Consider the following 22,141-nt stretch of genomic DNA (forward strand, 5'->3'; position numbering starts at 1 on the left):
CATGAGCCAGCCCGAGCCATCTGCACCCCGCGATAGCGCCACGCCGCCGCGCGTGGTGCGTTTCCGCTGGGCATGGTGGCTGCTGGCGTACGTCAGCCTGGGCACCGGCATCGTCGGCATCTTCGTTCCGGGGCTGCCGACCACCGTATTCATCCTGATCTCGGCCTGGGCCGCCTCGCGCGGTTCGGAGCGCCTGCATACTTGGCTGCTGCAGCATCCGCGTTTCGGCCCGGCCATCGCCAACTGGCAGGCACACGGGGCGGTCAGCCGCTACGGCAAGTGGATGGCCACGATCACCATGGCGGTATGCGCCGGCATCATGCTGTGGTGCGTGCCGATCGCCTGGGTGAAGTGGTTCTCGATCGGCAGCATGACCGTGGTCGCAATCTGGCTGTGGACGCGGCCGCTGCCACCACCGCCCGCGGATTGAGCGCCGGCGGTAGTGCCGGCCGCTGGCCGGCAACCCGATTCCCTGCACCAACCGCTCAGCCGCCAATGGCTATACTCGGGGCATGAAGATCCCCCATCGAAACGCCATCCTGATTCCGCTGGCAGCGGCCTCGCTGCTGCTCCTCGCCGCCTGCGGCAACAAGGGACCGCTGGTACTGCCGCAGAAGCCGGTGCCGGTGGAAGAAACCGTCGAACCCGCTGCCGAGCCCGCCACCGAGGCGACCGCGCCGCAGACCCAGGGCAGCGGCACCCCGGCCACGACCGTGGAGCCGGCCGCACCGGCCACCCAGCCGGCGCCAACGCCCGCGAAGAAGGCGGGCAGCGGGAATGAGTAAGGCCGGTTCCAGGGCCCTGCGTTTCAGCAAGATGCATGGCGCGGGCAATGATTTCGTAGTGATCGACCTGCGTGACGGCACCGCACCGCCCACGCCCGAGCTGGCCGCGCGCCTGGCCGACCGCCACACCGGCGTTGGCTGCGACCAGATCCTGACCATCGAGGCACCGCGTGCGGACGGTTCGGTGGCCTCGTACCGCATCTGGAATGCCGACGGCTCCAATTCCGAGCAGTGCGGCAACGGCGCGCGCTGCATCGCCGCCTGGCTGGTGCGCGAGGGCAGTGCGCAGGGCGATGCATTCGTCATCGACAGCCCGCTGGCCAGCCATGAAGTGAAGGTGCTGGGCGAAGGGCAGTTTGCGGTGACGATGGGCGTGCCCGCCTTCGAGCCGGCCAACGTGCCGCTGATGGGCTTTGCGCACGCGCGCGAGGAATACCTGCTGCCGCTGCAGGGCGAGAGCGTACGCTTCGCCGCGGTGTCGATGGGCAACCCGCATGCGGTGATCGAAGTGGGCCTGGTCGATGCTGCACCGGTCGAGCGCGTCGGTGCGCTGCTGCAGCAGCATGCGTCGTTCCCGCGCTCGGTGAACGTGGGCTTCGCCCAGGTGATGAGCCCGGCCCACGCCCGCCTGCGCGTGTTCGAGCGCGGTGTCGGCGAGACCCTGGCCTGCGGCAGTGGTGCCTGTGCCGCCGCGGTGACCCTGATGCAGCGCGGTCGCCTGCAGCGCGATGCCCGCATCAGCCTGCCCGGTGGCGACCTGCGCATCCAGTGGCCGGGCGATGGCCAGCCGGTGGTGATGGCGGGCCCGACCGCATTCGTCTTCGAAGGGGAGTGGATCGCATGACCGAAACCGTCGACAAGCTCGGGGCCCATGAAGTCGCTGCCTGGTTGCGGCGTCATCCCGGCTTCCTCAAGCAGTTCCCGGACCTGGCCCTGACCCTGGTGGTGCCGCGTGACGACGGCCCGACCGCGTCGCTGGCCAGCTACCAGCTGGAAGTGCTGCGCGAGAAGAACCGCGAGCTGGCACGACGGTTGGCCGATCTGGGCGCGACCGCCCAGGTCAATGAGCGCCTGGCGGTGCGCACGCACCAGCTGACCCTGGCGCTGATGAAGCAGGACAACGCGGCTGACACCCTGCGCGCGATGGCCGCCTCGCTGCAGGAAGACTTCGCCGGCGACCTGGTGCGGCTGGTGGTGCACACGCCAGTGGCCGGGCTGGAACAGGCCGACTGGCTGCAGGTGATTGCCGCGGATGATCCGCAGCTGGGCCCGTTCCGCGATTGCCTGAACGATGGCGAGCCGATCTGCGGCCGCCTGCAGCCGGAAAAGAATGCCGTGCTGTACGGCGTGCGCAGCGAGGAAGTGCAGACCACCGCGCTGCTGCCGCTACCGGGCGTGGGCCTGATCGCGGTCGGCAGCCACGACCCGAACCGCTTCTACCCGGGCATGGGGACGTTGTTCCTGCGCATGATGGGTGACGCGCTGGTCACTGGCCTGAAGCGCTTCCCGGGCTGAGCAGGTTGCGACGACGATGAGCGCGGTACAGGCCTTCCTGCAGCACCTGCAGGTGGAGCGGCGGATGTCGGCGCATACGCTCGACGCCTACCGCCGCGACCTGGACGCGCTGTCGGCCTGGGCCGAGCCGCGTGGCGTGGCGGTGGAGGCACTGGATGCCGAGGCGGTGCGCCAGTTCGTTGCCGATGAGCACCGGCGTGGCCTGTCGGCCAAGAGCCTGCAGCGGCGCCTGTCGGCCTGCCGAAGCTTCTATGCCTGGCTGCTCAAGCACGGGCGCATCGAGGTCAGCCCGGCAGCAACGCTGAAGGCACCGCGCGCACCGCGCCGCTTGCCACAGGTCCTCGACGCCGATGAGGCGGTGCAGCTGGTCGATCTGGAGCCGGAGGGTGAGCTCGGCCGCCGTGACCGCGCGCTGCTGGAACTGTTCTATTCCTCTGGCCTGCGCCTGAGCGAAGTCTGCGCGCTGACCTGGCGCGATCTGGATTTCGACAGCGGGTTGGTGAACGTGCTGGGCAAGGGCAACCGCCAGCGCCGGGTGCCGTTCGGCCGGCCCGCGCGCGAAGCCCTGCAGGCGTGGCGCACGGAAAGTGGGGGAGGTCCGGCCTCGCCGGTGTTCCCCGGCCGCAACGGGCCGATCAGCCAGCGCGCGGTGCAGATCCGCATCCGCCAGCTGGCGCAGCGCCAGGGCCTGTTCAAGCACGTGCACCCGCACATGCTGCGGCACAGTTTCGCCAGCCACATCCTGGAATCGTCCGGCGACCTGCGCGGTGTGCAGGAGCTGCTGGGCCACGCCGACATCGCCACCACGCAGATCTATACCCACCTCGATTTCCAGCACCTGGCCAAGGTCTACGACGCCGCGCATCCGCGCGCGAAGCGTCGACGCAGCAACGAGGGCAGCGGAGAAAGCTGAACGTTGCCCCTGCGGCAGCCGGTCGCGGGTGGCTTGAAGGGCGCAGCGCAGTCCCCACCTCTGGTTCTGTCACCCCGGAGGCATCATGGACCCCAGTCAGAACCCCAACGTTTTCCACGCCACCACCATCGTCTGCGTCCGTCGCGGCGAGCACGTGGCCATTGCCGGCGACGGCCAGGTCACGCTGGGCCACACCGTGATGAAGGGCAACGCGCGCAAGGTGCGCCGCCTTGGTCGTGATGGCCAGGTGCTGGCCGGCTTCGCCGGTGCCGCCGCCGATGCCTTCACCCTGTTCGAGCTGTTCGAGGCCAAGCTGGAAAAGCATGGCCAGCTGCAGCGTGCTGCGGTCGAACTGGCCAAGGATTGGCGCACCGAGCGCCGCCTCGGCAAGCTGGAAGCCCTGTTGGCGGTGGCCGACAAGGAAACCTCGCTGATCATCAGCGGCACCGGCGATGTGATCGAGCCGGAGGACGGCATCATCGCCATCGGCTCGGGTGGCTCGTATGCACTGTCGGCCGCACGCGCCTTGATGGCGCACACCGAACTGGATGCGCGCACCATCGCCAGCGAAGCGATCGGCATCGCCGGCGACATCTGCATCTACACCAACCGCAACGTGGTGGTCGAGGAGCTGTGAGGGTAGCGTCGGGCGCTGGCCGGCAACCTCATGATCCCCCGCACGCGTGCCTGGTTGCCGGCCAGCGGCCGGCACTACCGACAAAGAATCCGTGAGCACATCCATGTCGAAGATCGAAGTTTCCTCCGCCACCATGACCCCGCGCGAGATCGTGCAGGAACTGGACCGGCACATCGTCGGCCAGCACGACGCCAAGCGCGCCGTGGCCATCGCCCTGCGCAACCGCTGGCGCCGCATGCAGCTGATGCCCGAGCTGCGCAATGAAGTGATGCCGAAGAACATCCTGATGATCGGCCCGACCGGCGTCGGCAAGACCGAGATCGCGCGCCGCCTGGCCACGCTGGCCAACGCACCGTTCGTGAAGGTCGAAGCCACCCGCTTCACCGAAGTCGGCTACGTCGGCAAGGACGTCGAGCAGATCATCCGCGACCTGGCCGATACCGCGGTCAAGCTCTATCGCGAACAGGCCAAGGTGCGCGTACGCACCCAGGCCGAAGAGCGTGCCGAAGACCGCATCCTGGATGCGCTGCTGCCGCGCCGCAGCGGTGGCATTGGTTTCGATCCGGAAGTCGCCCGCAACGAGCCGTCGGCGCAGGACAACGAGACCCGCATCAAGTTCCGCAAGATGCTGCGCAACGGTGAGCTGGACGAGCGCGAGATCGAACTCGACCTGGCCGCAAACGTCAGCATGGACATCATGACCCCGCCGGGCATGGAGGAAATGGGCCAGCAGCTGAAGTCGATGTTCGCCAACCTCGGCGGCGGCGCCAAGGCGCACAAGCGCACGCTGACCATCAAGGCCGCGCGCCCGCTGCTGATCGAGGAAGAAGCGGGCAAGCTGGTCAACGAGGACGACATCCGCACCGCCGCGATCGAGGCCTGCGAGCAGCACGGCATCGTCTTCATCGACGAGATCGACAAGGTCGCCAAGCGTGGCGACAACGTGGGTGGTGGTGACGTGTCGCGCGAAGGCGTGCAGCGCGACCTGCTGCCGCTGGTGGAAGGCTCCAACGTGTCCACCAAGTACGGCACGATCAAGACCGACCACATCCTGTTCATCGCGTCGGGCGCGTTCCACCTGGCCAAGCCCAGCGACCTGATTCCGGAGTTGCAGGGCCGCTTCCCGATCCGCGTGGAGCTGGGTGCGCTGAGCAAGAACGATTTCGTGCGCATCCTGACCGAACCGAAGGCCGCGCTGACCAAGCAGTACGAAGCACTGCTGGCCACCGAAGGCGTCAAGGTCAGCTTCACTGCCGATGCCATTGATCGTCTGGCCGAGATCGCTTTCCAGGTGAACGAACGCCAGGAAAACATCGGCGCGCGTCGCCTGCATACGGTGCTGGAGCGCCTGCTGGATTCGCTCAGCTACGAGGCACCGGACCGCGACGGCGAAACCCTGGCCATCGACAGCGCCTACGTTGACAAGCACCTGGGTGAGCTGGTGCAGGACCCGGACCTGAGCCGCTACATCCTGTAATGCCCGGTGGGGTCGGATCCCTCGCCGTGGCGAGGGCGCTGACCCCGCCCACTGCAACAGAAAAGGCCGCCGCAAGGCGGCCTTTTTCCTGTGCGGTCAGTGCGATTGCCGGGTGCGGTAGTCCCGCAGCACCTGGTCGATCACTGCACTGGTGCGGGCGGCGCTGATGCCGTTCGAGGGCGAGTGCCCGTTGCCGCGCAGTTCGTCCACGAGGGAGGCGATCAACGGCTGCTGGATCGACGACGGGTTCGGGATGTCGAAGGCCTGCACGCCCGCTTCGGTTTCCAGCTCCACCGGAACGTCCTCGAAGGTGGCAAAGCGCAGCTGGCCACGGTCGCCGGTGATCTCGATCTGATCCTGGCGGCGGAACGCGCAGAAGCTCCATTGCGCGATGCCGTGTGTCCCCGTCCCGGTGCGGAAGCACATCGAGACGCTGTCCTCGGCGGCGTAGGCGCCGGTCAACGAGCTGGCCAGGCCACGCACATCGCTCAGCGGCCCCAGCAGATGGTCGAGCAGGTCCAGGGTATGCGAGCCCAGGTCGACGAACAGCCCGCCGCCGGCGATCGCGGGGTTGGTCCGCCAGAAGTCAGGCGATGCGGCATCCACTGAATGCGGCCGGTGCAGGGTGGCGCGCACGGCGCGCACTGTGCCGATCGCGCCGTCGTCCAGCAGCTGCTTCACCTGTGCGAAGCGGGGCAGGGCACGGCGGTAGTAGGCCACGAACACGGGCACGCCGCTGCGGGCGCTGGCCGCGATGATGCGCTGGCACTCGTCGTGGTCCATGGCCATCGGCTTTTCGATGTAGACCGGCTTGCCCGCAGCAATCGCCTGCAATGCGTAGTGCATGTGCGTGGAGGGCGGTGTTGCAACGTAGACCGCGTTCACCTCCGGATCGGCGATGAGTGCATCGGCGTCCGCGTACCAGCGCGGAATCGCGTGGCGGCGTGCATAGTCTTCGGCCAATGCGGCATTGCGGCGCATGACCGCCACTACCCGTGAGCCCGGCGTGTTGGCCAGGGCTGGCCCGCTCTTCTTCTCGGTGACGCTGCCACACCCGATGAAGCCCCACACCACGTTGTCCAGGATCATCGATCTGCCCTTGCAGGGGGTGCCGCAGTGATGGGAGCAGCCTCGTTCACGCCTCGGGCAGCGGCTCGGGGACGGTGCCGGGAACGAACACACCATCCTTCACGTAGGCGGCCAGGGTCATGTCCAGCGCGAGCATGCCGTCGCGCTTGAGGTCCATCAGTTCCGGTTCGACCATCGCGCCGTGCAGCACGCCCAGCACGGTGGCGTGCAGCATGCGCGCGGCGATTTTCGGGTCGGCGCCTTCGCGCAGCTGGCCCAGATCGCGGGCGCGGCGCAGGGCACGCTCCATCCGGTCCAGCGCATCGCGGAATCCGGCCTGCTGCATTTCGGTCAGCACCCTGGTGTCCGCCGACGCATCGCTGCGCAGCATGATCTCCATGGTCTTGCGCAGGCGCTCGTCCTCGGACAGCTCGATGAACGAGTGGATCATCACCGCGCGCAGGTCGTGCACCGGGGTGTCGCGCTGGTCGGTGGAGGTGCGCTCCAGTTCCTGCATGAAGGGCAGGTGCACGCGCTCGACGATGGCGGCCAGCACCTCGCTCTTGTTCTTGAAGTGCCAGTAGACCGCGCCACGGGTGTAGCCGGCGCGGGCACCGATCATCTCCAGCGTGGTACGGGCCACGCCGTGTTCATGGAAGCAGGCTTCGGCGGCGTCAAGGATGCCTTCCCGGGTTGCCTGGGTGTCCTCTTTGGTCTTGCGGGCCATGGGTGTGGGTACGAGTGCGGGTGAAACGTGGCTGAATTGTACCGGTTTACAAACAAACAAGCATGTATGTATATTTCGCACCCATCATTCCCGTCGTGTGCGTGGCAGGCCGGTCCGGCGCCCACTCCACCCGGGTGGGCGCGATCTGCGGGCTTTCACCGGAAGGGGAACGTCCATCGATATCAGCTCCCTCTGAGATTCCTTCCTCCAAGAGCCTTTCCGTCATGTTGCTGAGCCGAATCCGACCCTTTGCACTGTCGCTGGCAATCGCCGCGACCGTGGCTGCCTGCGGCGGCCAACCCCAGGCCCCCGAGCAGGGCCCGGGTGACGTCACCGTGGTCACGCTGAAGTCCGAGACCGTGGGCCTGACCCGCGAACTGCCGGGCCGTACCAATGCCTTCCTGGTCGCCGAAGTGCGCCCGCAGGTCAATGGCATCGTGGCCAAGCGCCTGTTTACCGAGGGCGGCATGGTCAAGGCCGGCGAGCCGCTGTACCAGCTCGACGATGCCAGCTACCGGGCCCAGGCCAACAACGCCCGCGCCCAGCTGGCCCGCGCCGAAGCCACCGCCAATGCCGCGCGCCTGAGTGCCAAGCGCATCACCGAGCTGGCCAAGGTCGATGCGGTCAGCCAGCAGGACCTGGAGAACGCCGTCGCCGCGCAGAAGCAGGCCGAGGCCGACGTCGGTGCCGCCAAGGCCTCGCTGGATGCGGCCAACGTCACCCTGGGCTACGCCCGCATCACCGCGCCGATCAGCGGCCGCATCGGCAAGTCCAGCGTCACCCAGGGTGCGCTGGTCAGCGCCGGCCAGGCCAACGCACTGGCCACCGTGCAGCAGCTGGACCCGATCTATGTCGACCTGACCCAGTCCTCGGCCGAGCTGCTGCAGCTGCGCCGCGAACTGGCCGCCGGCCGCCTGCAGGACAACCAGACCCTGCCGGTCAGCATCCTGATGGAAGACGGCAGCACCTTCGAGCACAAGGGCACGCTGGAGTTCTCCGAAGTCAGCGTCGATCCGACCACCGGCAGCTTCGGCCTGCGCGTGAAGGTGGACAACCCGGACGGCCTGCTGATGCCGGGCATGTACGTGCGTGCGGTGATCGGCGGCGGCGTGCGCAGCGACGCGGTGCTGGTGCCGATGCAGGGCATCGCGCGCGATCCGAAGGGCGACACCACCGCGATGGTGGTCGGCAAGGACAACAAGGTCGAAGTGCGCCCGGTCAAGGTCAGCCGCACGGTCGGCGACAAGTGGCTGGTCGAGGACGGCCTGAAGGCCGGTGACAAGGTCATCGTCGAAGGCCTGCAGAAGATCGGCCCCGGCATGCCGGTCAAGGCCACCGAGAAGGGCGACGCACCGGCCAAGCCGGCGGCAGCCGCCCAGCCTGCCGCCCCGGCCGGCGACGCGAAGTAAGCGGAGAACCCCATGGCACGCTTTTTCATCGATCGACCCATCTTTGCGTGGGTGATCGCCATCATCATCATGCTCGCCGGCGGCCTGGCGCTGTTCAAGCTGCCGGTCTCGATGTACCCCAACGTCGCACCGCCGGCGGTGGAAATCAGTGCCACCTACCCGGGTGCATCGGCCAAGGTGGTCGAGGACTCGGTGACGCAGATCATCGAGCAGAACATGAAGGGCCTTGATGGCCTGATCTACTTCTCCTCCAACAGCTCGTCCAACGGCCAGGCCACCATCACCCTGACCTTCGAGAGCGGCACCAACCCGGATATCGCCCAGGTGCAGGTGCAGAACAAGCTGCAGCTGGCCATGCCGCTGCTGCCGCAGGAAGTGCAGCGGCAGGGCATCAACGTGGCCAAGTCCAGCTCGGGCTTCCTGAACGTCATCGCGTTCGTGTCCGAGAACGGCAGCATGGACGCCAACGACATCGCCGACTACGTCGGTTCCAATGTCGTCGACCGCCTGAGCCGCGTGCCGGGCGTGGGCAACATCCAGGTGTTCGGTGGCAAGTACGCCATGCGCATCTGGCTGGACCCGAACAAGCTGCATACCTATGGCCTGTCGGTGCCGGAAGTGACCGCCGCGATCAAGGCGCAGAACGCCCAGGTGGCGATCGGCCAGCTCGGCGGTGCGCCGTCGGTGAAGGGCCAGCAGCTCAACGCCACCATCAACGCGCAGTCGCGCCTGCAGACCCCGGAACAGTTCCGAAACATCATCGTGCGCGGTGCGCAGGACGGTGCCGAGCTGCGCCTGGGTGATGTCGCCCGCGTCGAGCTGGGTGCCGAGTCCTACGACTTCGTCACCCGCTACAACGGCCAGCCGGCCAGTGGCCTGGCGGTCACCCTGGCCACCGGCGCCAACGCGCTGGATACCGCGGCCGGTGTGGATGCCGCGCTGGAAGACATGAAGGGCTTCTTCCCGGCCGGCCTGAAGGCCGAGATCCCGTACGACACCACCCCGTTCGTGCGCGTGTCGATCAAGGGCGTGGTGCAGACCCTGATCGAAGCGATCGTGCTGGTGTTCGTGGTGATGTACCTGTTCCTGCAGAACTTCCGCGCCACCCTGATCCCGACCATCGCCGTGCCGGTGGTGCTGCTGGGTACCTTCGGCGTGCTGGCGATGCTGGGCTTCTCGGTGAACATGCTGACCATGTTCGCGATGGTGCTGGCGATCGGCCTGCTGGTGGACGATGCCATCGTGGTGGTGGAGAACGTCGAGCGCATCATGTCCGAGGAAGGGCTGTCGCCGCTCGAAGCGACCCGCAAGTCGATGGGCCAGATCACCGGTGCGCTGGTGGGTATCGGCCTGGTGCTGTCGGCGGTGTTCGTGCCGATGGCCTTCATGAGCGGCTCCACCGGCGTGATCTATCGCCAGTTCTCGGCCACGATTGTCTCTGCGATGGCGTTGTCGGTGCTGGTGGCGATCGTGCTGACCCCGGCACTGTGCGCGACCATGCTCAAGCCGCTGAAGAAGGGTGAGCACCACGTTGCCCACCGTGGCCTGGCCGGTCGCTTCTTCAATGGCTTCAACCGTGGCTTCGATCGCACCAGCGAAAGCTACCAGCGCGGCGTGCGCGGCATCATCCACCGTCCGTGGCGCTTCATGGGCATCGTGGCGGCCTTGTTCGTGCTGATGGGCGTGCTGTTCGTGCGCCTGCCCAGCTCGTTCCTGCCCAACGAAGACCAGGGTGTGCTGATGGCGCTGGTGCAGGCGCCGGTCGGTGCCACCCAGGAACGCACGCTGGAATCGATCGCGGCACTGGAAAACCACTTCCTGCAGAACGAGAAGGATGCGGTGGACTCGGTGTTCTCCGTGCAGGGCTTCAGCTTCGCCGGCATGGGCCAGAACGCGGGCATGGCGTTCGTCAAGCTGAAGGATTGGAGCGAGCGTGACGCCGACAATGGCGTGATGCCGATCACCGGACGTGCGATGGCGGCCCTGGGCCAGATCAAGGATGCCTTCATCTTCGCCTTCCCGCCGCCGGCCATTCCGGAGCTGGGGACCGCCTCGGGCTACACCTTCTTCCTGAAGGACAACAGCGGCCAGGGCCACGAGGCACTGGTGGCCGCGCGCAACCAGCTGCTCGGCCTGGCCGCAGGCAGCAAGAAGCTGGCCAACGTACGCCCGAACGGCCAGGAAGACACGCCGCAGTTCCGCATCGACATCGACGCGGCCAAGGCGACCTCGCTGGGACTGTCGATCGATCAGATCAACGGCACGCTGGCAGCCGCGTGGGGCAGCTCGTACATCGATGACTTCGTCGATCGTGGCCGCGTCAAGCGCGTGTTCGTGCAGGCCGACCAGGCGTTCCGCATGGTGCCGGAGGACTTCGATCTCTGGTCCGTGAAGAACGACAAGGGTGAGATGGTGCCGTTCAGCGCCTTCGCTACCAAGCACTGGGATTACGGTTCGCCGCGCCTGGAACGCTACAACGGTGTGTCGGCAATGGAAATCCAGGGCGAACCGGCCCCGGGTGTCGCCTCCGGTGATGCCATGGCCGAGATCGAACAGCTGGCCAAGCAGCTGCCGGCGGGCTTCGGCATCGAATGGACGGCGATGTCCTACCAGGAACGCCAGGCCGGCTCGCAGACGCCGCTGCTGTACACGCTGTCGCTGATGATCGTGTTCCTGTGCCTGGCCGCGATGTATGAAAGCTGGAGCGTACCGACCGCGGTGCTGCTGGCGGCCCCGCTGGGTATCCTCGGCGCGGTGCTGGCCAACACCTTCAAGGGCCTGGAGCGCGACATCTACTTCCAGGTGGCGATGCTGACCACGGTGGGCCTGACCAGCAAGAACGCGATCCTGATCGTCGAGTTCGCCAAGGAAAACCTGGAAAAGGGCGCCAGCCTGATCGAGTCGATCATGCACGCCGTCCGCGACCGCCTGCGCCCGATCGTGATGACCTCGCTGGCCTTCGGCATGGGCGTGGTACCGCTGGCGATCTCCACCGGTGCCGGCTCCGGCGCCAAGCAGGCGATCGGCACCGGCGTGCTCGGCGGCATGATCGTCGGCACCGTGCTCGGCGTGTTCTTCGTGCCGCTGTTCTTCGTGGTGGTGCAGCGCGTGTTCAAGCGCAGATCCACGACGTGACCTGAAACGGTCATGCCGGCCTCAGGCTGGCGTTATCGAAACGGTAGTGCCGGCCGCTGGCCGGCACTGCCTCCTGCCATCCGGCAGTACCGATGGAAGTGATCCCCATGAAAAGTGCATCCCTGTTCCTCTCCATTGCCGCCACGCTCGCGCTGGCCGGCTGCTCCACCCTGGCGCCGAAGAACACCGCCGTCGCTCCGGCGATTCCTGCGCAGTGGCCGGCCGAGGCCGCGCAGGGCGAGGTGGCCGATGTCGCCGCCGTCGGCTGGCGCGATTTCTTCACCGATGCGCGCCTGCAGCAGGTGATCGAGCAGTCGCTGCAGAACAACCGCGACCTGCGCGTGGCCGTGCTCAATGTCGAGCGCGCGCGTGGCCAGTACCGCGTGCAGCGCGCCGATCGCGTGCCCGGCGTGGCCGTGACCGGCCAGATGGACCGCCGTGGTACCGATGCCGGTGTCACCGAGCAGTTCAGCGCGGGCGTGGGTGTGGCCGAGTTCGAGCTGGACCTGTTCGGTCGCGTGCGCAACCTCAGCGAGGCGGCGCTGCAGCAGTACTTCGCCGTGGCTGCCAACCGCCGCAACGCGCAGCTGAGCCTGGTGGCCGAGACCGCCACCGCGTGGCTGACCTATGGGGCTGATGCGCAGCGGCTGAAGATCGCCGATGCCACGCTGAAGACCTACGAGGATTCGCTGCGCCTGGCCGAGGCCCGCCACGAACGCGGCGGCAGTTCGGCGCTGGAGCTGACCCAGACCCGTACCCTGGTCGAGACCGCACGCACCGATGCCGCGCGCCTGCGCGGCCAGCTGGCCCAGGACCGCAACGCACTGGCGCTGCTGGCCGGTGGCCAGCTCGATCCGGCACTGCTGCCGGACAGCATCGAACCGCAGCTGCTGGCGCTGGCCCCGCCGCCGGCCGGCCTGCCCAGCGACGTGCTGCTGCAGCGCCCGGACATCATGGCCGCCGAACACCAGCTGCTGGCCGCCAATGCCAACATCGGTGCGGCACGCGCAGCGTTCTTCCCGAGCATCTCGCTGACCGGCAGCATCGGCAGCGGCTCCAGCGAACTGTCCAACCTGTTCGACAGCGGCACCCGTGTGTGGAGCTTCCTGCCGAAGATCACCCTGCCGATCTTCCAGGGCGGCAAGCTGCGCGCCAACCTGGCCATCGCCAACGCGGATCGTGATATCGCACTGGCGCAGTACGAGAAGTCGATCCAGGTGGGATTCCGCGAAACGGCCGATGCGCTGGCGTTGAATGTCAGCCTGGATGAGCAGGTGAGTTCACAGCAGCGCCTGGTGGAAGCGGCCGAACAGGCTAATCGCCTGTCGCAGGCACGCTACGACGCGGGGCTGGACAGCTTTGTCACCCTGCTTGACGCGCGGCGTACCGCCTACAACGCGCAGCAGACCCAGCTGCAGGCGCAGCTGGCGCAGCAGGCCAACCGCATCACCCTGTACAAGGTGCTGGGCGGCGGCTGGCACGAGCGCAGCTGAAGGACAGCCGGCCAGCGGCCGGCTCTACCTTGATGATCGAGGGTAGTGCCGGCCGTTGGCCGGCATTGTCATTCGGAGGCCTGCTATACCGCTTCATCGTCGCGCCGCGCCGCATGGCAGGCGCGAACGCGCGCCAGCGCATCGCCGGCTTCGCGCGCCATCTGCTCGTACTCGGCGCGGATCTCTTCCAGGCGCGCTTCATCCAGTTCTTCCAGATCCAACAGTTCGTTGTTGGCTTCGGCCGTCGCCCGGATCAGCTCGTCCAGCTTGATCTGCATCGCGGCAGTATCCGCGTTCTGCGTGTGCTGGATCAGGAACACCATCAGGAAGGTGATGATGGTGGTGCCGGTGTTGATCACCAGCTGCCAGGTGTCGTTGAAACCGAACACCGGGCCACTGATGCCCCAGATCACCACGATCGCTACTGCAGCCAGGAAGGTCCACGGCGAGCCGGTGGCGGCCGCGGCCTTCTTGGCGATCGTATTGAACAGGTTGCGTGCTTTCATCGTCGTCGTCCCACTCAGGTGACGAGGATGATCGGCAGTGGCCCGTGCAGGGGTTGTGCAGCGGCGGTCAGGCGCGCATGCGCTGCAGTCGTGGCGCCTGCAGGCTGCGCACCGGGCTGCTCTGGTAGACGTGCTGCCAGCAACGGTCGACGAACTCACGGGCCTGGGCTTCGCTCAGCCGCGGCATGATCTGCAGGGCGTATTGGGTCTGGAACATCTCGTCACGTTCGGCCTCGCTGGCGCGCGGCTGGGTGATCAGCGAATCACAGGCGAACTTGATCCACGGCACGTACGAGCCGAACGAGTTGTGCGGCAGTGCGCCTTCGGCATGTTGGCGGCGCCAGTGGTCAAGCTCGGCGTCAACGTTGATGACCGGAGGAATGGTGGGGACTTCAGCGTGCATGACAATCCAGTTCGGTTGAGTGGAAAGGGAGTGGGGGTTCATCCGAGTGTGGCGTATATGGCGGTGCATGCCGCGTCAGCGGGATGTGGAGCCTGCGTTGGCATGGCCGATCAACTGCGCATGTTCGACCGCACCGAGGTCTTCGGCCAGAGTGGCCATCGCATTGCACAGGCGTTCGTGGTCGAGCGGGTGGCGGCGGACCAGCTCCAGTTGCATGTGCTGATAGGCAGTCCAGAACGGCGCGCCGCGCCGGTGCAGCGCATATTGCTGCTGCAAGCGTTCGCGGATCGGATCGAGGATCGGGTCTGTCGTAGGGCGTACGGCGTGCGCGCACATGGCTGGCTCCGCCGGGGAAAGGGAGCCCCGGTGAACCCACCGTAGGCGTGTCAGCCGCGTGGGGTGTTACCGCAATGTGTGCGCGTGACCTGGCTGACTGTGCGCGCGGTCACGCCGATGCCCGCAAAGGCCGCCGGCACAAGGGCGCACCGGCGCTGAAGCGTTCATTAAATGTGTTGCAGAGACGAGCGCGCGTGGCTCATTCGCCGATGTCCTCGTTCCAGATGTCGGGATGACGGCTGATGAAATCGCCCAGCAGGTCCACGCATTCCTGGTTGTCCAGGTCGATCACGTTGACGCCGTTTTCGCGCAGCCAGTCGATGCCGCCCTGGAAGGTGCGCGATTCGCCCACCACCACGGTGCCGATGTTGAACTGGCGCACCAGGCCCGAGCAGTACCAGCACGGGGCCAGGGTGGTGACCATGATGGTGTCCTGGTAACGGCGCTGGCGGCCGGCCTTGCGGAAGGCGTCGGTTTCCCCATGCACCGACGGGTCGCCTTCCTGCACGCGGCGGTTGTGGCCGCAGCCGAGCAGGCGGCCGTCGTTGTGGTACAGCGCCGCGCCGATCGGCACGCCGCCCTCGGCCAGGCCCTGGCGGGCTTCGGCGATGGCGGTCTGCAGCAGGGCCTGGTAGTCGGGCGTGGTGATCATGCGGGGCTCCGGTAAGTCGTGGCCCGCCATCATACGGGCAGGGGGTGCCGCTGGCCCCCGGCGGTGCGATAATCGGGGCCATGAGCGAATCCCCCTACAAAGCCGGTACCACCCATTTCGGGTTCCGCGACGTCGCCGCCAAGGACAAGCAGAAGCTGGTCGGCCAGGTGTTCACCTCGGTCGCGCGCAACTACGACCTGATGAACGACCTGATGAGCCTGGGCGTGCACCGGGCGTGGAAGCGCTACTACGTGGCCACCGCGCAGGTGAAGCCGGGCGACCGCGTGCTCGACCTGGCCGGCGGCACCGGCGACATCGCCGCCCTGCTGAAGGAGCGCGTCGGCGCCGAGGGCTCGGTGGTGCTGGGCGACATCAACGCCGGCATGCTGTCGGTCGGCCGTGACCGCCTGACCAACCGCGGCCTCGTGCTCGGCCTGGACTACGTGCAGTGCAACGCCGAAGCCCTGCCGTTCCCGGACAACAGCTTCGATCTGGTCACCATTGCCTTCGGCCTGCGCAACGTGACCGACAAGGACGCTGGCCTGCGCGAGATGTACCGCGTGCTGAAGGTGGGCGGCCAGGCCCGCGTGCTGGAATTCTCCGAAGTCACCGCGGACTGGTTCAAGCCGATCTACGACTTCCACTCGTTCAAGATCCTGCCCAAGCTGGGCAAGCTGTTCGCCAACGATTCGGACAGCTACCAGTACCTGGCCGAGAGCATCCGCAAGCACCCGCCGCAGGACGAACTGAAGGCGATGATGGGGCAGGCCGGCTTCGAGCGCTGCCACTACAAGAACCTGACCGGCGGCATCGTCTCGATCCACTCCGGCTACAAGCTGTAAGCCCTGCTCTGGTGGGTGCCAACTTGGTTGGCACTCGCCCGCTGCGGTCATCCGCTCTGGTAGGTGCCGACCTTGGTCGGCACGGGCCTGCCGCGTGCGTTGATGAATCCGTGCCAACCAAGGTGGGCACCTGCCTGTAGATGCCAGCCAAGGTTGGCACCTACCTGTAGATGCCAACCTTGGTTGGCATGCGCCGGAGGCGCAGGAACGGCCCCGGCCTGCATTACCCCGCACCGCGCAACGCCTGCGCGGCCGGAGGGAGGTACCATTGGGGTTTGATCCCCGTAACGGTCCCGATTCATGCGTAATCCGCTGATGCTCCTTCCGCTGGCCGTGGCCCTGGCCGCCGGCTGCTCCCAGGAGGCGGCCGCGCCCGCCGCCGCCCCGACTGCCGCAAAGGCCCCCGCCGCCCCCGTGAACGCCGAGAACCGCAGCCACGACGAAAGCTCGTATGCCGAGCCGGACAAGGTCGTCATCAAGGACATCGCGCTGGATCTGAAGCTGGACTTCGACCAGAAGCAGATCGGCGGAACCGCCACCTACACCCTGGAATGGAAGCAGAAGGACGCCAGGCAGCTGGTGCTCGACACCCGCGAGCTGACCGTGTCCAAGGTCGAGGCCGTCGGTGCCGATGGCGCGCGCAGCCCGCTGCAGTTCGCGCTGGCCCCGGTCGACAAGGTGTTCGGCAGCAAGCTGACCATCGAGACCCCGGAACAGCCGGCCAAGGTGGAAGTGACCTACCACACCGCACCGACCGCCTCGGGCCTGCAGTGGCTGGCGCCGTCGATGACCGAAGGCAAGAAGCTGCCCTTCATGTTCAGCCAGTCGCAGGCCATCCACGCCCGCTCCTGGGTGCCGCTGCAGGACACCCCGAGCGTGCGTTTCACCTACAGCGCGCACGTGGTCTCGCGCCCGGACGTGATGGTGCTGATGAGCGCCGACAACGATCCGAAGGCCGCGCGTGACGGTGACTACACCTTCAAGATGCCGCAGCCGATTCCGTCCTACCTGCTGGCCATCGCCGCCGGCGACCTGGTGTTCGAGCCGATCTCCGGCCGCTCCGGTGTCTGGGCCGAGCCGACCATGGTCAACAAGGCGGCCAAGGAATTCGAAGACACCGAGAAGATGATCGGTGCCGCCGAGAAGCTGTACGGCGAATACCGCTGGGGCCGCTACGACATGCTGGTGCTGCCGCCGTCGTTCCCGTTCGGCGGCATGGAGAATCCGCGCCTGACCTTCGCCACCCCGACCGTGATCGTCGGTGACAAGTCGCTGGTCTCGCTGGTCGCCCATGAACTGGCGCACAGCTGGTCGGGCAACCTGGTGACCAACGCCAGCTGGAAGGACATCTGGCTCAATGAAGGCTTCACCACCTACGTCCAGGGCCGCATCACCGAAGCCCTGTACGGCAAGGAGATGGCCGAGATGGAGAAGCAGATCGACCAGACCGACCTGCTGGCCGAAGTGAAGGACATGAGCCCGGCCGACCAGGCGCTGGCGCTGCCGCCGCTGAACGAGCGTGACCCCGACGAAGCCCTCAGCCAGGTCGCCTACGTCAAGGGTTCGTGGTTCCTGGAATTCCTGGAGCAGCGCTTCGGCCGCGAGACCTTCGATCCGTTCCTGCGCGGCTGGTTCGATGACCATGCCTTCCAGAGCGCGAACACCGACCAGTTCGTCGCGTACATGAAGAAGAACCTGCTGCCGAAGAATCCGTCGGCAGTGACCGAGGCCGAACTGAAGGCGTGGCTGGACGAGCCGGGCATTCCGGCGTTCGCGGCCAAGGCGCAGTCGCGCAACTTCAGCAGCGTCGATACCGCGCGCATTGCCTTCGCCAGCGCCGGCACCGTGCCGAGCAGCCAGGTCATCGCCGACTGGAGCACGCAGGAATGGGTGCGCTTCATCGACGGCCTGGGTGCGACCCAGCCGCTGGACAAGCTGGCCACGCTGGACAAGGCCTTCCACTTCACCGGCACCCCGAATGGCGAGATCGCCATGCGCTGGTACCCGCTGGCGATCCGCAGTGGCTACGAGCAGGCCAATGAAGGTGCTGCCGCGTTCATCGAGCGCGTCGGCCGTCGCAAGCTGATCCTGCCGATCTACGCCGAACTGGTGAAGACCCCGAAGGGGCTGGAGCTGGCCAAGCAGGCCTTTGAAAAGGCCAAGCCGGGCTACCACCCGATCACCACGGCCTCGGTCCAGGACATGCTGGCCAAGGCTGAAGCCAAGTAACCGGTGGTGCCGGCCGCTGGCCGGCAACCGGTCACTGCTTCACCAGCTACGGCGGGGAAACCCGCCGTTGCTGTATCCGCTTTTCGCTGCCGATAGAATCGGGATGCACTCGCATAGGACCTCCGCCATGAAACGACTGATCCTGCTCACCGCCTGCACCCTGGCCCTGGCCGCCTGCAGCAACCCCGAGGAAGAGCGCAAGGCGCAGGAAGCCGCCGCGGCCGCCGTGCAGGCGCAGAAGGAAGCCAAGGCCGAGGACGTGGCCAAGCAGTACGACATGGCCGTGGCCGCGCAGGACTGGGAACGCGCGCGCCTGCATGGCGCCTCGCTGCTGGACCAGTACAAGGACACCGCCGCCGCCGAGCGCATCGCCGCGGGCTTCGACGAGGTCAAGGCCAAGGGCGATGCCGCGCGCGACCTGCGCCGCATGCAGGCGCTGTGGCAGTACAACCAGATCCCGGTGGGCAACAAGGGCAACCAGGTTTCGGCGCAGATCTACAGCAAGGAACGGGTGGACGTGGATGGCAGCGGCGCCAAGCCGGTGCAGCTGGTGTTCCGCGATCACCCGGAGTGGAAGCGGCACGCTTACCTGGTGCTGCAGGCCGGCGATTTCCGCTGCCCGCAGTGCACGGTGAAGGTGACCGTGGACGATGGCAAGCCGGTGTCGATGGCGGCCTGGCGCCCGAAGACCGATGAAGCCATCGCCCTGTTCATCACCGACCAGAAGGCGTTGTGGAAGCTGGCGCGCAAGGGCAAGTCGATCAGCATCGAGTTCCCGGTCAAGGCTGGCGGCACGCGTACGGCCGTGTTCGAGACCGGCGGTGTCGACGCCAGTCGCATGCCGCAGTGGTGGCAGTGATGATCGCGACGGGCAGCGCAGTGCACGCGTTGTCCGCGATCCGGCACTGGGTCTTCGACATGGATGGCACGCTGACCGTCGCCGTGCATGATTTCGCCGCGATCCGCCGTGCGCTGCAGATCGCGGCCGAGGAGGACATCCTGGACCATATCGCAGCGTTGCCGGATGCGCCGGCGCAGGCCAAGCGTGAGTGGCTGCTGGATCACGAACGTGTGCTGGCCGAGGAGGCGCTGCCGGCGCCGGGTGCGGTGACGCTGCTGCGTGCGCTGGCAGCCGACGGTTGCCGGCTGGGCATCCTGACCCGCAACGATCATGCGCTGGCGAAGCTGACGCTGGACGCGATCGGGGTCGGGGAACTGTTCGATGATGCCGACATCGTCGGCCGTGATGAAGCGGTGCCCAAGCCCTCGCCGGATGGCCTGCAGCAGCACCTGCGGCGCTGGGGCATTGCAGCGAGGGAGGCGGTGATGGTCGGCGACCACGCCTACGACCTGGAGTGCGGCCGCGCCGCGGGCGCCCACACCGTGCTGGTCAATCTGCCGGAGAACCCGTGGCCCGGCAGCGCCGACTGGCATTTCGCCGATTGCCGCGCGCTGTTGGCGGCCTGGCAGGCCGCATGACCGTGTAGAGCCGAGCCCACGCTCGGCTGCTCTGCGGTCAGATCGCGCAGGCGCGCGCAAGCCGAGCATGGGCTCGGCTCTACAGAGAGCAGGCAACGTGTCGGTCGGAAGTTCCGGTAGTGCCGGCCGTCGGCCGGCAGTGTCGACCCAGGTCGACACCCACCGAGCGATGCGCGGGCAGTTCGGTTTACGCGCCCAGCGCGTAACCGAACTGCTGCTTGAACTGCTCGTTGAACTCATCGAAGGTGAAGCGCTGGTTCTGCGTGCCCGGGTGCTCGACCTTCAGTGCGCCCATCAGGTTGCCCATGCGGCCGATGGTCAGCCAGTCGTAGCCCTTCTGGATGCCGTAGATCAGGCCGGCGCGGAAGGCGTCGCCACAGCCGGTCGGGTCGACCACGCGGCGCTCGTGCGCCGGCGGGATGTCGTAGCTCTTTTCCGGGGTGTGGATGACCGCGCCCTTCGGGCCGCGGGTGGTGATGTAGGCCTTGACCCGGCTGACGATCTCCTTCTCGTCCCAGCCGGTGCGTTCCTGCAGCAGGTTCGACTCGTAGTCGTTGACCACCACGTAGTCGGCCTGGTCGATGAAGGCGCGCAGCTCGGGGCCGTTGAACAGCGGCATGGCCTGGCCCGGGTCGAAGATGAACGGGATGCCGTCCTCGTGGAATTCCTGCGCGTTCTGGATCATGCCTTCGCGGCCATCCGGGCCGACCAGGCCCAGGGTCACGCCCGGCACGCCGCGCACATGGTTCTCGTAGGAACGCATCATCGCGCCCGGGTGGAAGGCGGTGATCTGGTTGTTGTCGTGGTCGGTGGTGATGAACGCCTGCGGGGTGAACAGCTCATCGATCACGCGCACGCGCGACAGGTCGATGCCCAGGCCTTCGAAATACTCGCGGTACGGGCCGAAGTCCGAGCCCACGGTGCCCATCGGGATCGGCTGGCCGCCCAGCAGGTGCAGGTTGTAGGTGATGTTGCCGGCGCAGCCGCCGAACTCGCGGCGCATGCGCGGCACCAGGAAGGACACGTTCAGGATGTGCACCTTGTCCGGCAGGATGTGATTCTTGAACTGGTCCGGAAACACCATGATGGTGTCGAAGGCAAGAGAACCACAGATCAGAGCGGACATCGATGTAAGCCTATGCGGTGAATTTTGGGGTGGGCCAGCCCGGTTCAGCGGGCAAGCAAACGGCGCCCTTGGGCGCCCGACGGCGCAAAGGTTACCCGCTGGTGCCGCTCAGGGCCAGAACCGGGTGATGCCCGATCAGGCCGAAAGCCTGTGAAGACGCGGGTTCAGCTAGTTTTTTCCTTGCTCGGCGGCAGGCGGGTTGCTAGGCTTGTCGGCCTCGATTTCTGCCCATTTTTTCGCCATCCCGCGGCGGGCACGACACCCCTCAGGACTCCTTCCTCAGATGTTCAAGAAACTCCGTGGCATGTTCTCCAACGACCTGTCCATCGACCTGGGCACGGCCAACACCCTCATCTACGTGCGCGGGCAGGGGATCGTGCTGAACGAGCCGTCGGTCGTGGCCGTGCGCCAGGACCGTGCCATCGGTGGCACCCGCTCGGTGGCAGCCGTGGGCGCCGAAGCCAAGCAGATGCTGGGCCGTACCCCGGGTCACATCACCACCATCCGCCCGATGAAGGACGGCGTCATCGCCGACTTCACCTACACCGAAGCGATGCTCAAGCACTTCATCAAGAAGGTGCACAAATCGCGCGTGCTGCGCCCGAGCCCGCGCGTGCTGGTCTGCGTGCCGGCCGGCTCGACCCAGGTCGAGCGCCGCGCGATCAAGGAATCGGCCGAGGAAGCCGGTGCCCGTGACGTGTTCCTGATCGAAGAACCGATGGCGGCCGCGATCGGCGCCGGCATGCCGGTCACCGAGGCCCGTGGCTCGATGGTCATCGACATCGGCGGCGGCACCACCGAAGTGGCGGTGATCTCGCTCAACGGCATCGTCTATTCGGCCTCGGTCCGCATCGGCGGCGACCGCTTCGACGAGTCGATCACCAACTACGTGCGCCGCAACCACGGCATGCTGATCGGTGAAGCCACCGCCGAGCGCATCAAGGTCGAGCTGGGCTGCGCCTACCCGCAGGCGGAAGTGATCGAGATGGAAATCTCCGGCCGCAACCTCGCCGAGGGCGTGCCGAAGATGATCAAGATCAGCTCCAACGAGGTGCTCGAGGCCCTGCACGAGCCGCTGTCGGGCATCGTCAGCGCGGTCAAGCTGGCGCTGGAGCAGACCCCGCCGGAACTGTGCGCCGACGTCGCCGAGCGCGGCATCGTGCTGACCGGTGGTGGCGCCCTGCTGCGCGACCTGGACCGCCTGATCTCCGAGGAAACCGGCCTGCACGTGCAGGTGGCCGACGATCCGCTGACCTGCGTGGCCCGCGGTGGCGGCCGTGCGCTGGAGCTGGTGGACATGCACGGCAACGAGTTCTTTGCGCCGGAATAAGCCGTCCCGGCCGTTCCTGCCCGCCGCGCCCTTCCGGGGTGCGGCCCGCCGTGATGGCGGGCCGGCACCGGCGGGGCGC

General features: G+C 67.0%; 22 protein-coding genes. 15 read left to right on the plus strand and 7 right to left on the minus strand.

The genetic code is table 11. The features are described 5' to 3' along the window. Position 1: 1 nt before the first annotated feature. The 7 genes from AC5P5W_RS18225 to hslU all read left to right on the plus strand — a co-directional run bounded on the left by AC5P5W_RS18225 (position 2) and on the right by hslU (position 5,327). Entirely contained in the window at positions 2 to 430 is a 429-nt protein-coding gene (locus AC5P5W_RS18225) for a YbaN family protein (RefSeq protein ID WP_014648466.1), read from the plus strand. 82 nt (positions 431 to 512) lie between these two features. Next, the gene (lptM, locus tag AC5P5W_RS18230; RefSeq protein WP_014648465.1) at positions 513 to 785 is read left to right on the plus strand and encodes an LPS translocon maturation chaperone LptM; all 273 of its coding nucleotides are present in this window, start codon (positions 513 to 515) and stop codon (positions 783 to 785) included. Then, positions 778 to 1,629: a diaminopimelate epimerase gene (gene dapF, locus AC5P5W_RS18235; protein WP_032961204.1), complete on the plus strand. Its 852-nt coding sequence runs from the start codon at positions 778 to 780 to the stop codon at positions 1,627 to 1,629. The genes lptM and dapF overlap by 8 nt, the downstream gene beginning before the upstream one ends. Continuing rightward, positions 1,626 to 2,300, plus strand: a complete 675-nt coding sequence (locus AC5P5W_RS18240; protein ID WP_014648463.1) for a DUF484 family protein — start codon at positions 1,626 to 1,628, stop codon at positions 2,298 to 2,300. The genes dapF and AC5P5W_RS18240 overlap by 4 nt, the downstream gene beginning before the upstream one ends. A 16-nt stretch (positions 2,301 to 2,316) precedes the next feature. Then, the gene (gene xerC / locus AC5P5W_RS18245) at positions 2,317 to 3,213 is read left to right on the plus strand and encodes a tyrosine recombinase XerC (RefSeq protein ID WP_197575517.1); all 897 of its coding nucleotides are present in this window, start codon (positions 2,317 to 2,319) and stop codon (positions 3,211 to 3,213) included. An 85-nt stretch (positions 3,214 to 3,298) separates the two neighbouring features. Further along, positions 3,299 to 3,850, plus strand: a complete 552-nt coding sequence (gene hslV / locus AC5P5W_RS18250) for an ATP-dependent protease subunit HslV (RefSeq protein WP_005411093.1) — start codon at positions 3,299 to 3,301, stop codon at positions 3,848 to 3,850. A gap of 103 nt (positions 3,851 to 3,953) precedes the next feature. After that, on the plus strand, positions 3,954 to 5,327 hold the full coding sequence (gene hslU / locus AC5P5W_RS18255; protein WP_164077329.1) for an ATP-dependent protease ATPase subunit HslU: 1,374 nt from the start codon (positions 3,954 to 3,956) through the stop codon (positions 5,325 to 5,327). Positions 5,328 to 5,423: 96 nt separating this feature from the next. On the opposite strand, the gene AC5P5W_RS18260 is transcribed toward hslU, so the two are convergent. Next, entirely contained in the window at positions 5,424 to 6,416 is a 993-nt protein-coding gene (locus AC5P5W_RS18260) for a Gfo/Idh/MocA family protein (RefSeq protein WP_014648460.1), read from the minus strand. Between the two features lie 46 nt (positions 6,417 to 6,462). Beyond that, entirely contained in the window at positions 6,463 to 7,122 is a 660-nt protein-coding gene (gene smeT, locus AC5P5W_RS18265) for an efflux transporter SmeDEF transcriptional repressor SmeT (RefSeq protein ID WP_032961200.1), read from the minus strand. Between the two features lie 224 nt (positions 7,123 to 7,346). On the opposite strand from smeT, the gene smeD reads away from it, so the two are divergent. The 3 genes from smeD (at position 7,347) to smeF (ending at position 13,159) form a co-directional block, all read left to right on the plus strand. After that, entirely contained in the window at positions 7,347 to 8,531 is a 1,185-nt protein-coding gene (smeD, locus tag AC5P5W_RS18270; RefSeq protein WP_014648458.1) for a multidrug efflux RND transporter periplasmic adaptor subunit SmeD, read from the plus strand. Between the two features lie 12 nt (positions 8,532 to 8,543). Beyond that, the gene (smeE, locus tag AC5P5W_RS18275; protein WP_014648457.1) at positions 8,544 to 11,666 is read left to right on the plus strand and encodes a multidrug efflux RND transporter permease subunit SmeE; all 3,123 of its coding nucleotides are present in this window, start codon (positions 8,544 to 8,546) and stop codon (positions 11,664 to 11,666) included. A gap of 92 nt (positions 11,667 to 11,758) precedes the next feature. Next, positions 11,759 to 13,159, plus strand: a complete 1,401-nt coding sequence (gene smeF / locus AC5P5W_RS18280; RefSeq protein WP_197575382.1) for a multidrug efflux RND transporter outer membrane subunit SmeF — start codon at positions 11,759 to 11,761, stop codon at positions 13,157 to 13,159. 83 nt (positions 13,160 to 13,242) lie between these two features. Here the strand turns inward: smeF and AC5P5W_RS18285 are convergent, their stop codons facing one another. From AC5P5W_RS18285 to AC5P5W_RS18300, 4 genes are all read right to left on the minus strand, one after another. After that, positions 13,243 to 13,665 carry a low affinity iron permease family protein gene (locus tag AC5P5W_RS18285; protein ID WP_032961193.1) on the minus strand — a complete coding sequence of 141 codons (423 nt, stop codon included), beginning with the start codon at positions 13,663 to 13,665 and terminating at the stop codon, positions 13,243 to 13,245. 67 nt (positions 13,666 to 13,732) lie between these two features. Next, positions 13,733 to 14,068, minus strand: a complete 336-nt coding sequence (locus AC5P5W_RS18290) for a hypothetical protein (RefSeq protein ID WP_005411085.1) — start codon at positions 14,066 to 14,068, stop codon at positions 13,733 to 13,735. A gap of 75 nt (positions 14,069 to 14,143) precedes the next feature. Continuing rightward, positions 14,144 to 14,404 carry a hypothetical protein gene (locus AC5P5W_RS18295; protein ID WP_014648454.1) on the minus strand — a complete coding sequence of 87 codons (261 nt, stop codon included), beginning with the start codon at positions 14,402 to 14,404 and terminating at the stop codon, positions 14,144 to 14,146. Between the two features lie 199 nt (positions 14,405 to 14,603). Beyond that, the gene (locus tag AC5P5W_RS18300) at positions 14,604 to 15,056 is read right to left on the minus strand and encodes a nucleoside deaminase (RefSeq protein WP_005419409.1); all 453 of its coding nucleotides are present in this window, start codon (positions 15,054 to 15,056) and stop codon (positions 14,604 to 14,606) included. Positions 15,057 to 15,136: 80 nt separating this feature from the next. Here AC5P5W_RS18300 and ubiE point away from each other — a divergent pair, with 80 nt between their 5' ends. The 4 genes from ubiE to AC5P5W_RS18320 all read left to right on the plus strand — a co-directional run bounded on the left by ubiE (position 15,137) and on the right by AC5P5W_RS18320 (position 19,606). After that, the gene (gene ubiE, locus AC5P5W_RS18305; RefSeq protein ID WP_005411082.1) at positions 15,137 to 15,898 is read left to right on the plus strand and encodes a bifunctional demethylmenaquinone methyltransferase/2-methoxy-6-polyprenyl-1,4-benzoquinol methylase UbiE; all 762 of its coding nucleotides are present in this window, start codon (positions 15,137 to 15,139) and stop codon (positions 15,896 to 15,898) included. A gap of 300 nt (positions 15,899 to 16,198) precedes the next feature. After that, positions 16,199 to 18,127 carry a M1 family metallopeptidase gene (locus AC5P5W_RS18310; RefSeq protein ID WP_041863838.1) on the plus strand — a complete coding sequence of 643 codons (1,929 nt, stop codon included), beginning with the start codon at positions 16,199 to 16,201 and terminating at the stop codon, positions 18,125 to 18,127. 127 nt (positions 18,128 to 18,254) lie between these two features. Then, positions 18,255 to 18,986, plus strand: coding sequence for a hypothetical protein (locus AC5P5W_RS18315; RefSeq protein ID WP_008265071.1), 732 nt, complete (start codon positions 18,255 to 18,257; stop codon positions 18,984 to 18,986). Further along, positions 18,986 to 19,606 (plus strand): HAD family hydrolase, encoded by a 621-nt coding sequence (locus AC5P5W_RS18320; protein ID WP_197575553.1) that lies wholly within the window; start codon positions 18,986 to 18,988, stop codon positions 19,604 to 19,606. Before AC5P5W_RS18315 ends, AC5P5W_RS18320 begins: the two co-directional genes overlap by 1 nt. Positions 19,607 to 19,793: 187 nt before the next feature. On the opposite strand, the gene AC5P5W_RS18325 is transcribed toward AC5P5W_RS18320, so the two are convergent. Beyond that, entirely contained in the window at positions 19,794 to 20,732 is a 939-nt protein-coding gene (locus AC5P5W_RS18325; RefSeq protein ID WP_197575551.1) for a PfkB family carbohydrate kinase, read from the minus strand. 283 nt (positions 20,733 to 21,015) lie between these two features. On the opposite strand from AC5P5W_RS18325, the gene AC5P5W_RS18330 reads away from it, so the two are divergent. Further along, positions 21,016 to 22,062, plus strand: a complete 1,047-nt coding sequence (locus tag AC5P5W_RS18330; protein ID WP_005419402.1) for a rod shape-determining protein — start codon at positions 21,016 to 21,018, stop codon at positions 22,060 to 22,062. The last annotated feature ends 79 nt before the right edge of the window (positions 22,063 to 22,141 follow it).

This window comes from Stenotrophomonas sp. YJH_SMC_123 (assembly GCF_059368215.1).

Excerpts from the sequence above, each read along its gene's own strand:
- AC5P5W_RS18295 (WP_014648454.1), bottom strand. The coding sequence starts at position 14,404 with ATGTGCGCGCACGCCGTACGCCCTACGACAGACCCGATCCTCGATCCG.
- AC5P5W_RS18285 (WP_032961193.1), bottom strand. The coding sequence starts at position 13,665 with ATGAAAGCACGCAACCTGTTCAATACGATCGCCAAGAAGGCCGCGGCC.
- AC5P5W_RS18300 (WP_005419409.1), bottom strand. The coding sequence starts at position 15,056 with ATGATCACCACGCCCGACTACCAGGCCCTGCTGCAGACCGCCATCGCC.
- AC5P5W_RS18260 (WP_014648460.1), bottom strand. The coding sequence starts at position 6,416 with ATGATCCTGGACAACGTGGTGTGGGGCTTCATCGGGTGTGGCAGCGTC.
- AC5P5W_RS18310 (WP_041863838.1), top strand. The coding sequence starts at position 16,199 with ATGCGTAATCCGCTGATGCTCCTTCCGCTGGCCGTGGCCCTGGCCGCC.
- ubiE (WP_005411082.1), top strand. The coding sequence starts at position 15,137 with ATGAGCGAATCCCCCTACAAAGCCGGTACCACCCATTTCGGGTTCCGC.
- smeD (WP_014648458.1), top strand. The coding sequence starts at position 7,347 with ATGTTGCTGAGCCGAATCCGACCCTTTGCACTGTCGCTGGCAATCGCC.
- smeE (WP_014648457.1), top strand. The coding sequence starts at position 8,544 with ATGGCACGCTTTTTCATCGATCGACCCATCTTTGCGTGGGTGATCGCC.
- hslV (WP_005411093.1), top strand. The coding sequence starts at position 3,299 with ATGGACCCCAGTCAGAACCCCAACGTTTTCCACGCCACCACCATCGTC.
- hslU (WP_164077329.1), top strand. The coding sequence starts at position 3,954 with ATGTCGAAGATCGAAGTTTCCTCCGCCACCATGACCCCGCGCGAGATC.
- lptM (WP_014648465.1), top strand. The coding sequence starts at position 513 with ATGAAGATCCCCCATCGAAACGCCATCCTGATTCCGCTGGCAGCGGCC.
- dapF (WP_032961204.1), top strand. The coding sequence starts at position 778 with ATGAGTAAGGCCGGTTCCAGGGCCCTGCGTTTCAGCAAGATGCATGGC.
- xerC (WP_197575517.1), top strand. The coding sequence starts at position 2,317 with ATGAGCGCGGTACAGGCCTTCCTGCAGCACCTGCAGGTGGAGCGGCGG.
- AC5P5W_RS18315 (WP_008265071.1), top strand. The coding sequence starts at position 18,255 with ATGAAACGACTGATCCTGCTCACCGCCTGCACCCTGGCCCTGGCCGCC.
- AC5P5W_RS18240 (WP_014648463.1), top strand. The coding sequence starts at position 1,626 with ATGACCGAAACCGTCGACAAGCTCGGGGCCCATGAAGTCGCTGCCTGG.
- AC5P5W_RS18290 (WP_005411085.1), bottom strand. The coding sequence starts at position 14,068 with ATGCACGCTGAAGTCCCCACCATTCCTCCGGTCATCAACGTTGACGCC.
- AC5P5W_RS18320 (WP_197575553.1), top strand. The coding sequence starts at position 18,986 with ATGATCGCGACGGGCAGCGCAGTGCACGCGTTGTCCGCGATCCGGCAC.
- AC5P5W_RS18225 (WP_014648466.1), top strand. The coding sequence starts at position 2 with ATGAGCCAGCCCGAGCCATCTGCACCCCGCGATAGCGCCACGCCGCCG.
- AC5P5W_RS18325 (WP_197575551.1), bottom strand. The coding sequence starts at position 20,732 with ATGTCCGCTCTGATCTGTGGTTCTCTTGCCTTCGACACCATCATGGTG.
- smeF (WP_197575382.1), top strand. The coding sequence starts at position 11,759 with ATGGAAGTGATCCCCATGAAAAGTGCATCCCTGTTCCTCTCCATTGCC.
- smeT (WP_032961200.1), bottom strand. The coding sequence starts at position 7,122 with ATGGCCCGCAAGACCAAAGAGGACACCCAGGCAACCCGGGAAGGCATC.
- AC5P5W_RS18330 (WP_005419402.1), top strand. The coding sequence starts at position 21,016 with ATGTTCAAGAAACTCCGTGGCATGTTCTCCAACGACCTGTCCATCGAC.